Here is a 9,376-nt window from a genome sequence, read left to right as displayed (position 1 = left end):
GACAAATCCGTTAACGATCACTAGGTGAGCGAAGCGCTGACCTGGGAGTCTAGTGATCGTTTCAGGACTCGCGACTGTGGTGCGGTGCGTCTCTGAGCTGGGGTTTTCGTGGAGCTGCGGTAGCTGGAGAGGTCCTGACGTGCAAGTTCAGCGATCGAGCCTTTTCCACCTTCACTCTGAGCTGGTCAGATGCAGGGGGAGGACGGCCTGCTCGACGAGGGCCCGGATCTTCGCGTGAGACCGGTTCACCGCCTGCTGGCCTGCGGAGAGGGCCTCCCACCGTCCCCAGCACGGGATGCGGACCGTGCCGCCGGCACCCCGACAGCCCTTGTCGGCCCAGCGCCGGAGGCCGGCCTCGGCGAGGGCACCGACGATGCCGTGTGCACGGGCCGCGCGGGCGGCGTGGACGGCGCCGGGCAGGGCCAGTGAGGCCCACAGCAGCCGGCCGAAGGGACCCGCGACGGCCTGCACGTGCATCCCGTGCCTCTTGCGTGTGCCGGAGCAGTACGGCCGGTCCGCGGCGATGCGGTCGATCGGCAGCAGCGTGCCGTCCAGGAGCAGATACGCCTGCACCGATGCGGTCCGCACCGCGTCGGCCAGGCCGGGGGCGGGGGTGGCCAGGAGTTGGACAGCCTCGGTGACATGGCGGTAGGCCCCCGTGGTGCCGGCGCCGAACCCGGCCGCGAGCCGGGCAGTGGGGGTGCCCCCGGCCGGAGGCTGGGGGAGTGTGCCCCACCCGCAGACGGGCGAGCGTGAGCAGGGCCTGGCAGCCGGCGCTCAGGCGCCGCCAGCGGGAGCCGATCGCACAGCGGTGCCGCCGCACCTGCTGCGTGAGGAAGCGGTGGGCAGGGCTGGGCACGTCGACGCGATGGGGTCTCCCCTGCTCTGGAGCACCTCCCAGCGGTAGCCAGGGAGAAGCCGAGGGCTTGGGGAAGGGTAGACAAGCACGTGAAGCCTCTGGCGGAGACGGTTCTCTTGGTCGAAAACCCATCTACCAGGGGCTTCACCACGTTGTCAGCCCAACTGCCGAATTTTAGAGGCAGGTTGGAAACGACCCAGTGTCTGTGCCCCGGCTTGTGGGGGTGATGCCGGGGCATACGGGCTTCATCCGTTCGAGAGGAGCCTGCTCATGCTCGGCATAGTGGCTGCGGTGCTGTTCTTCTTCGCGTTTTTGATCAACGCGGCGGACATCGGCACCAATGATGTGTTCTCTTCGACGAATGTGATGCTGCTGGGCCTGACCGCCCTGGCGCTGCATGTGGCGGGGATCGGTGCCGGCTGGGCTTCCAGGAGCCGACGCTGACCCTGGACCCTGCGACCCGCTGACGGGGGGCTCGGGACAGCGTAAACACCCCAAGCCCCCTTCATGGCCGGCCCTGCCCGCGTCAGCCGGTTCCCATGAGGCGCCGACTTATTGATCTTGATCGCGGGCCTGCTGCTCCGCCGCACCGAGCGGCGCATTCGGCCCGCGGTTCGGGGAGGCCCCGCTCGGGGCCGAGTGGGACGGCGCGGGTGATACCTGGGCCGAACTCGCCGTTGGCGCGCGCAGGCCAGGCGGTTCAGTGCGGCGCGTAAGGCGAGTTTGGTGCTCGGGTGGAGGCAGACGGAGGCGGATGATGGAGAGTGCTTCCCCGTGTTTCAGCGGCTGGCGTCTTCGGGGCGCGTCTCGGCCTGGGTGGCGGTCGTGGGCTCCGGTGCGGCGGGGGCGGTGTAGAAGACCGAGGCGCCCTGCTTGGTGCGCTGGGCTTGGCTCTTGGCCACGAGTCCTTCGAGCGTGACGCGGACGACCTTGGTCTTGATGCCGCGCTCGGGATGGGCCTGGCCGAGCGCGGCGGAGATTTCCGCGGCGGAGCGCGGTTGATGGCGATTCTTGAAAACGGCCAGGCATACTCGTCGCCCCACTTGCTCCGGTCTTCAACCGTGTGGGGAGTTGGGGCGAGCGAGGCGAGCCGGGGCCGCCCGCTCGTGGAGTGTGCGGGCCGTGCCGGCCGGTCAAGGGCGCCTGCGGCGGCGCTGCGCGCTGGCCTTCGGCCACCCTGGACAGTCCGTCCCGTCCCTGGACCTGGCTGGCTATCGGGCGGCCCCTCCCTTGTGGCGTCCGTCCGCAGGTCAGGTGCCCTGTGGGTGGGGAGATCCACTGAGCAGGTGTGGGGTCACCCTCGAGCAGGGGGTGGCCGCTTTCAAAGAGCGTCATCACGGTTGGCTCTGCTCGGCGAGGTGGTGGCGGATGAGGTCGACCAGGGTGGGCCGGGCCGTCGTCGCGGTGCCGGACGCCTTGGCCGCGGCCTTTTTGGCAGTAGGCTTCCCCGCCGTGCGCTTGCCGGGCCCGGCGGCCGCCGCTTTTCGGGGAGAGGGCAGGGCGGCACTGTCGGGCTCGGCTGCGGGCTTGGCCGGCGCCGGGGTGATGCCGAGTGCCTGCTACATGGTCACCAGCACGGTGTGGTCCTGCCGCAGGGCGGTCAACCGCTCCTGAAGAGCGGTGATTTCCGCCCCGATGCGCTCCTTCTCCTGAATGTTGCGCTCGAGGTCGCTGGTCACCTGGGCACGGTATTGCGACGCCAGTTCGGTGGCGGGGGTCTGGGTTTTTGGCATGACGGGGCCTTTCGTCGGCTCGCCGGCCACGTCGCCGGGATGGGTCGGTGTCTGCGCGTGTGGCCGGAAAGCGGGCTGTCCACACACTGGACTGTGTGGGGCCGCGGGGGCTGCGGCCTGCGTCAGCGTAGACCCGGCACCGGTGAGGGAACCGGACGTTGCTGTCGAGAGCTGTCTGCCCCTGGCCCTTCGAAGAGGGCGGTTGACTGTCGGCCGGTGTCAGTGTCCCGCCCGGGGCACGGCCGGCGACTGCCAGAAGACCTCGTCGGTTTCCCGGTCGTGCTGCCAGCCGGCCAGGGTCCGCGAGGCCGCCAGCCGGTCGAGGAGTTCTGCGGTCTGCTGCGGGGAGTGCCCGCACAGCCGGGCAAGGATGTCCATCTCGACGCGGTGTTCGGCAGGGGCGGAGGCGTGTGCGGCCAGCACCAGGGCGGTCAGCCGCAGTGCGGGCGGCGCGGCCGGCAGGGCCAGGGGCGCGGGATGCAGTGCCCAGTGGGCGGCGCGGCGGCGGGCGCGGCGATCGGGTGCCTGGTCCAGGGCCGCGGCATCGAGCAGCCGCAGCTGTACGGGTGCCGCCCTGAAGTCCGGCAGCTCCAGCCAGCCGACGTGGGCCAGCTCCTGCCACAGTTCGCGATGGCCACGCAGGCGCATGCCGCGCAGCAGGCCTACCGGAAGCCGGACCCGTGCGTGGGTGTCGGTGCGCAGGGCGCACTGCAGGGCCAGCAGCCGGGCGGCGGGGGAGGTGAACCGGGGCAGCGCGGCGGCGAGGTAGGTGAGCGTCTCCCGCACGCGCACCTGTTCCTTGAGCCCTGGGCGGAACCTGGGGTGCGCGGGGGCTGGTCGGCCGGGGGAGGGGTGCGGCGGGGAGGAGCCGAGCAGGGTGTCGGGCACGGCGGCGGTATGGCTGGTGGCCGCCGCGCAGGCCGCGCAGGTGTCGGCCAGTCGCCAGGTGCGGCCGCTGCGGTCGCGGGTGAGGGCGAGCAGTACCGGCCCGGCGCACCCGCGGTGCCGCGGATGCCACCAGCAGCCCTGCGTCCGGCACTGGCAGCTGCGCAGGTATGTCGGCAATGCGTCGGTGCGGGCATGGCGGGCCAGATGCGTCAGGCCGCCCGCTCGCGGACGCAGCTCCACTGTCCAGATACGCCGCACCGCGGTATGCGCGTCGGCAAGCCTCATCGGCTGGTCGTCCTCCCAACTGTCCGTACTGCGATGGCCGGTGCCCCGGCGTCAGGAGGCCGGAGACGGACGCACGGTAGTGCGGATCCTTGTACCGCGCGTCACCCACCCTCCAGCAAATAGTGCAGAAATCTGCACTGACAGGGCGGATATCCGAACCTTCGGATGGTGGGGTGACGATCTTGCCGCCCGACCCCGACACCACCGCACTGCGCCTCCAGCTGGCGCGCCTACGGGTCGAACGCGGCTGGAGCTTCGACGAACTCGCCAGCCGCAGCGGCCTGGCCCGGCGCACCCTCATCGACCTCGAACACGGCCGAGCTGCCGGCAATGTCGCCACCTGGCACGCCCTCGCCCATGCCTTCGACGTGCCGATCGACCACCTGCTGGGCGCCCTGTGCTCCGACCACACCCCGCCCGGCCCCCGCACCCCCTGACCCGCCCGCTCCCCATGAACTGGGGAGCGCAAGGAATCACCCGAATCGACGAGCAGACGCCGAACGCCCGATCGCATACCGGCTGATCTGTTCGGGCGTGCTGGGCCGGCCGGGGGACATCCCCGCCGCAGCATCGCCCATTACCACGTGCTGCCTGGCACTTTGCCCGCCATGCGCCCCAACTCCACCTCCGGCCGCCACTGGGACGGCAGCCCCCGCCCCCGCCAGCCCCGCCGCTCCCTGCAGGTCGCCGCCCACAGCCCCAGCCGCCTGCTGCGCGCCGGACAGACCGGCCGCTGCCGCAGCTGCGGCAACCGCATCGACTGGTACCAGCGCACCGACCACCGGCCCATCGCCCTGCACCCGGCGGAAGTCGCCGCCACCGACGTCCCCGAAGCCTGCCGCTGGCACCTCAGCGGCGGCATCGCCCACCCCCATGACGACAGCAGCGGCTGGTGCCGCATCCCGCACGCCGCCCTCTGCCCCCGGCCCACCACACCCTTCCACGCCACCGATCCCCGCCTCGTGCCGCTGCGCCGCCAGCTCGCCGTCCACTCTCGCCGCCTGATCGACACCGGCACCTTCACCCCCACGTCCTCCACGCCCGCCACCACACTCCCGAACCCCGACCGTGACCGGCCGGTCCGACCCGTCGTGCGGATTCTCCTGACGCATTACCTCGGCGAAAGACCCGTCGAAGACATCCGCTGCATCGCCCAGACCCGCCGGCGCCACCGCTGCACCCAGCCCATCCTCGACCCGGCCCACCCCGCAGGACGCTGGACGCTGCTGCCCATCCAGCCCCACCGCGGCCAACTCGCCCTGCCTGGCGGAAGCATGGCCGTCTACGACCTCAACCACCTGCCCTACGCCGAGCAACTGCGCTGGCGCGCCCAACGCTGCACCACCCACACCGCCGCCCCCGCCGCTGCCGACCTGGCCCCGGCCGACTGGCAGCCCCTCGACCCGCTCCTGCACGCCGCCCACCTCCACACCCGCCTGCCGTATCCCGCGCCGCACCAGCCCCACCGGCGGTGAAGGATGCCGCACCACGCCCTGGAGATCACCCTCACCCGCCCCCTGAGCCCGGCCGAGCTCGACGCGGCCTGCCGCAGGACGCCGCTCGCCGCCAACTACGACACCACCCGCCTGATGGCGCTCGTACCCGCCAAAACCCCCGATCGGGCCGCCCACCGGCTGCGCCGGCGTCTCGAGAACCGGCTGCCCATCGACGTGATCACCACCCACTACCCGGACGCCAACGGCAAGATCCTGCTCAATCTCGCCCTCCCGCCCGCCGCGCACGCTGCCCTGACGGCCGCAGCCCGCTGCGCGGGACAGAGCCGTGAGCGTTTCGTGGAACTAGCCGTCCACCGGGCGCTTGCCGAACACGCCGACCAGGAAGCGGGCCATCTCGACCGCGCGGTGCGCCGGCTGCTGGCCCACACCACCCCCGCCCACCTGCTGTCCGCCGTCGGGCACGCCCTGACCCGCCTCCCGGAAGAACCCACACGATGAAGCCGACCGACGAACAGACCGCCGCGGCCGACGCCTTCACGGCCGGCGACCACCTGGCCATGCAGGCCGGCGCGGGCACCGGCAAGACCACCACCCTGGCCCTGCTCGCCCACGCCACCACACGCCGCGGCCGCTACCTCGCCTACAACCGCGCCATCGCCCAGGACGCCACCGCCCGCTTCCCCAAGAACGTCCTGTGCAAGACCGCCCACGCCCTGGCCTACGCGGCCGTCGGCCACCGCTACACCCGCCGCCTGAACGCACCCCGCCGCCCGGCCTGGCAGACCGGCCAGGCCCTGGGCATCACCAAGGCCGCCCGCATCGGCGACCGCGAGGTGACGCAGAAGGCGCTCTCCAACGCCACCCTGCGCACCGTGATGCGCTTCTGCCACACCGCCGATGAGGCCATCACCCATCACCACGTACCGCGTCTGCGCGGCCTGGACGACACCGACCTCCACGCCCAGCTCGCCGCCCACATCGTGCCCTTCGCCCGCAAGGCCTGGGCCGACCTGCAGCACCCCGACGACGGCGCCGTCCGCTTCGACCACGACCACTACCTGAAGATCTGGGCTCTGACCCGGCCCAGGCTCAACGCCGACTTCCTGCTGCTGGACGAGGCCCAGGACACCAACCCCGTCGTCGAACAGATCTTCCTCAGCCAGCGCGACCACGCCCAGCTCGTCATGGTCGGCGACTCCGCCCAGGCCATCTACCACTGGCGCGGCGCCAAAGACGTCATGACCGGCTTCGACGGCGCCCAGCTGGCCCTGTCGCAGTCCTTCCGTTTCGGCCCCGACCTCGCTGCGGAAGCCAATCGCTGGCTGCGCCTGGCCAACGCCCCGATCCGCCTGACCGGCACGCCTGCGGTGCCCACCGAACTCGGCCCCGTTCCTTGTCCGGATGCCGTGCTGTGCCGCACCAACGTCGGCGCCATGGCCCAGGTAATAATCCTCATGGCCGCCGGCTACCAGGTGGCCCTGGCCGGAGGAGGAGACAACCTGCGTGCCCTGGCCCAAGCCGCTCGTGACCTGAAGGAAGGCCGCCGCACCCACCACCCGGAACTGCTCCTGTTCCCCTCCTGGGGCGATCTGCAGGACTATGCCGCCCACGATCCGGCCGGACGCGACCTGCAGCCCCTGGTCAACCTCGTCGACACCCATGGCACCGAGGCCATCCTCACTGCCGTCGACCGCCTCGTCTCCGAGCCGTATGCCCAGATCACCGTCTCCACCGCTCATAAGGCCAAGGGCCGCGAATGGGCTCGCGTGCTGATCGCAGACGACTTCGCCCGGCCCAAAGATTCCGCCGCCGGTGAACCCACCCGCCTTCCTGCGCCGTCCGACTCCATCGATGACGCCGAGGCCCGCCTGGCCTATGTGGCCGTCACCCGCACCCGTCACCGCCTTGACCTCGGCGGGCTGTCCTGGATCCACGATCACCCCGACGGCCACGGTGACCTGCCGGAACCGCCGTCACGAAATGAGGCGCCCGCCCGGGAACATCTGCCAGGCACGCGTGGTTGAAAGAGGCGTGGTGGTGAAGGGGACGGTGTCCCCGGGCCTCACCTATTGCCCATGAGGACGATCGTTCGGCTGAAGCCTCATGGAGCCTCTCGCCGCGAAGGCGACCGCCCTTCACGACCACATCTTGCTGATCAGCTCCGGCCGGTGTCACCCTCCGGCCGGGGCTGAGCCCATTTCCCTCTGCCGCCGCCCGACCCGCACCTCGACCGTGACCCTGGCCTTTTGCGGAAGACGGTCCGGTCCGTTGTCGCGGTCAGCGTGCAGAGACCTCCTACGGTCTTCGTTGCACGGTCTGTCACGTCCGCGCGTGCACCCACTGCCGACCACCCCCGTCAACTCCCGTCGGGCGCCGGCCGGGCGCGCGGTGAGTGCGCCGGGGCCTCGGCCCGTCCACCCGCTGTATTCCTGCCTGTCGACATGGTGCAGGGTGGACGTCATGCTCGCCGATCACCAGGAGTACGACGTAGTGGTCACGGCCGTGGCTCCGGCGGGGATTGCCGTCTGCGCGGACGGGCACGACGGTTTCATCGACCAGGTCAAACACCCCTCGTGGTGGTCGGACACGCCCCGCGCCGCGGTCGGCGACCGGATGCGCGCGGTGGTGCTGGACGCCACCAGGACCCCGCCGCGGTTCAGCGCCCTTCCGGGTGATATACGGACGGCCCGGAGCCTGCGCCATACCGAACCGCTGGTGCGCCTCTGCCCGCCGCCCGGCGGTGGGCGAACCGTGGAGTGGGCCGCCGTGGAGGAGGCGTTGGGCCTCGTCTTGCCGGCCGACTACAAGCGGCTCGTCCAAACGTATGGCGGCGGGCTCTTCGCGGGGGTGCTCTGGCTGCTGGAACCGGGCTGTCCGGATGCGATGTACGACCTGGTCGCCCAGACCGCGGAACGCGAGGAGATCCTCGCCGAGCTCTGGGAAGCGGGCGAGGACAGGCCGTCGCAGCTCTGCGAGGGCAACGCCAGGCTGGTGCCCTGGGGGTATGTGGAGGGTGCGGGACACTTCCTGTACTGGCTGGTGCGGCCCGGTGTCGAGCCGGAGGAGTGGACCGTCCTCCTCAATGAGGGGCGCGGCCCGCTCTGGGAGGCCTATCCGGTGTCGTGCAGCCAGTTCCTCCTCGACGTGATGGCCGGCACCACGACGTCGCTCTACTTCACCGACCTCGACGACGTCGTCGACCCGGAGGACAGGACTCGTTTCGCACCCAACTCGCAGATCCTCAACCGGTAGGAGCCTGTGGTCAGGCCGGCCGGCGGTCGCATCCGGGCGTGCCTGTCCCGCGGCGGCTGCGTTCGTTGCATCGAGTCCGCCCGTCTCAGAGGGCCTTGGGGGCGCGCCGCCGGGCGCTGCACAGGAAGGGGGTGGGTGACAGCAGTCTTGTCTGTCGCCCACCCCCCTTCTGCTCGCCGGTGGTCTATCCGCAGTCGTTGCGGTTGATCTTCAAAGAGCGGGTCTGGTCGTTGAGGTTGTAGCCGCGCAGGTCGTGGATGGAGCCGCCGCTGCGCATCACGCACACCCATCGGCCGCTGTAGTTGCGCTTCTCGTACACACGGGCGGTGCGGTCGGAGTTGTTCCGGACGGAGCTGCCGCGGTCGCGGATCGCGGAGGGCAGGTCCTTCACGCCACCGTCCACGGCGCGCCGTGCCCACGGCTGGCCGCCGAAGTTGATCTCGGGGTAGATGCAGACGTACCCGTTCGGGCAGTCGATCCCGGCACGCGCCGGGCCGGCTTCGCCGGCGGCGGATGCGGGTGCGGACAGGGAGAGGCAGGCCAGGGCGGCGACCGCTGCGGTACGCATCATGTTCTTGAGCACGCCTTTACAGATAGCGGCAGGAATTGGCTGGACGGGTGGGTATCGCGGTCCAGTTCACCCATGCGGAGCAGCCAAGTCGCCGCCACCGCCTGGATCGCTGCCGTCGCACCGGGTATGACGCAACGTCGGCCGTATCCAGGCCGAGAACGCCGCCCCCGACAACCGACCCAGCAGCCGGCCGCCGAACCCGCCGACCCGGCACCCGAACGGCCCGACCCGGCACCGCGCCACCTCGGCTCCGCCATACTGCTGCGCCTGCAGCCCGCGGACCAGCCCGACGACGGGGAGCCCACGCTCGGCACCACGCTCACGCACTCCG

At 71.1% G+C, this 9,376-nt stretch carries 9 protein-coding genes and 1 pseudogene; 6 read left to right on the top strand and 4 right to left on the bottom strand.

The window, feature by feature from the left end:
- Positions 1–192 precede the first annotated feature (192 nt).
- Positions 193–901: pseudogene (locus ACVW19_RS34300) on the bottom strand (transposase family protein); the annotation flags it as partial.
- A gap of 228 nt (positions 902–1,129) precedes the next feature.
- Between ACVW19_RS34300 and ACVW19_RS34295 the strand changes: the two are divergent.
- Complete coding sequence (locus ACVW19_RS34295; protein ID WP_170102187.1) at positions 1,130–1,303, top strand: hypothetical protein; 174 nt, start codon at positions 1,130–1,132, stop codon at positions 1,301–1,303.
- A 335-nt stretch (positions 1,304–1,638) separates the two neighbouring features.
- On the opposite strand, the gene ACVW19_RS34290 is transcribed toward ACVW19_RS34295, so the two are convergent.
- Positions 1,639–1,902: a hypothetical protein gene (locus ACVW19_RS34290; protein WP_457464986.1), complete on the bottom strand. Its 264-nt coding sequence runs from the start codon at positions 1,900–1,902 to the stop codon at positions 1,639–1,641.
- A gap of 909 nt (positions 1,903–2,811) precedes the next feature.
- On the bottom strand, positions 2,812–3,765 hold the full coding sequence (locus tag ACVW19_RS34285) for a hypothetical protein (RefSeq protein ID WP_457464985.1): 954 nt from the start codon (positions 3,763–3,765) through the stop codon (positions 2,812–2,814).
- A gap of 173 nt (positions 3,766–3,938) precedes the next feature.
- On the opposite strand from ACVW19_RS34285, the gene ACVW19_RS34280 reads away from it, so the two are divergent.
- The 5 genes from ACVW19_RS34280 to ACVW19_RS34260 all read left to right on the top strand — a co-directional run bounded on the left by ACVW19_RS34280 (position 3,939) and on the right by ACVW19_RS34260 (position 8,474).
- Positions 3,939–4,202 (top strand): helix-turn-helix transcriptional regulator, encoded by a 264-nt coding sequence (locus ACVW19_RS34280; RefSeq protein ID WP_457464984.1) that lies wholly within the window; start codon positions 3,939–3,941, stop codon positions 4,200–4,202.
- 171 nt (positions 4,203–4,373) lie between these two features.
- Positions 4,374–5,240, top strand: a complete 867-nt coding sequence (locus ACVW19_RS34275; RefSeq protein ID WP_457464982.1) for a DUF6083 domain-containing protein — start codon at positions 4,374–4,376, stop codon at positions 5,238–5,240.
- 3 nt (positions 5,241–5,243) lie between these two features.
- Positions 5,244–5,720, top strand: coding sequence for a hypothetical protein (locus tag ACVW19_RS34270; RefSeq protein ID WP_457464980.1), 477 nt, complete (start codon positions 5,244–5,246; stop codon positions 5,718–5,720).
- Positions 5,717–7,246: a UvrD-helicase domain-containing protein gene (locus tag ACVW19_RS34265; protein WP_457464979.1), complete on the top strand. Its 1,530-nt coding sequence runs from the start codon at positions 5,717–5,719 to the stop codon at positions 7,244–7,246. Before ACVW19_RS34270 ends, ACVW19_RS34265 begins: the two co-directional genes overlap by 4 nt.
- Positions 7,247–7,682: 436 nt before the next feature.
- The gene (locus ACVW19_RS34260; protein ID WP_457464977.1) at positions 7,683–8,474 is read left to right on the top strand and encodes an SMI1/KNR4 family protein; all 792 of its coding nucleotides are present in this window, start codon (positions 7,683–7,685) and stop codon (positions 8,472–8,474) included.
- A 184-nt stretch (positions 8,475–8,658) separates the two neighbouring features.
- Here the strand turns inward: ACVW19_RS34260 and ACVW19_RS34255 are convergent, their stop codons facing one another.
- Positions 8,659–9,045: a peptidase inhibitor family I36 protein gene (locus ACVW19_RS34255; RefSeq protein ID WP_457464975.1), complete on the bottom strand. Its 387-nt coding sequence runs from the start codon at positions 9,043–9,045 to the stop codon at positions 8,659–8,661.
- Positions 9,046–9,376: the final 331 nt, after the last annotated feature.

It is taken from the genome of Streptomyces sp. TE5632 (assembly GCF_054061295.1).
Note: the sequence above shows the minus strand (reverse complement) of the source record. Positions and strands in the feature narration are given on the sequence as shown.

Excerpts from the sequence above, each read along its gene's own strand:
- ACVW19_RS34295 (WP_170102187.1), top strand. The coding sequence starts at position 1,130 with ATGCTCGGCATAGTGGCTGCGGTGCTGTTCTTCTTCGCGTTTTTGATC.
- ACVW19_RS34285 (WP_457464985.1), bottom strand. The coding sequence starts at position 3,765 with ATGAGGCTTGCCGACGCGCATACCGCGGTGCGGCGTATCTGGACAGTG.
- ACVW19_RS34275 (WP_457464982.1), top strand. The coding sequence starts at position 4,374 with ATGCGCCCCAACTCCACCTCCGGCCGCCACTGGGACGGCAGCCCCCGC.
- ACVW19_RS34270 (WP_457464980.1), top strand. The coding sequence starts at position 5,244 with ATGCCGCACCACGCCCTGGAGATCACCCTCACCCGCCCCCTGAGCCCG.
- ACVW19_RS34265 (WP_457464979.1), top strand. The coding sequence starts at position 5,717 with ATGAAGCCGACCGACGAACAGACCGCCGCGGCCGACGCCTTCACGGCC.
- ACVW19_RS34260 (WP_457464977.1), top strand. The coding sequence starts at position 7,683 with ATGCTCGCCGATCACCAGGAGTACGACGTAGTGGTCACGGCCGTGGCT.
- ACVW19_RS34255 (WP_457464975.1), bottom strand. The coding sequence starts at position 9,045 with ATGATGCGTACCGCAGCGGTCGCCGCCCTGGCCTGCCTCTCCCTGTCC.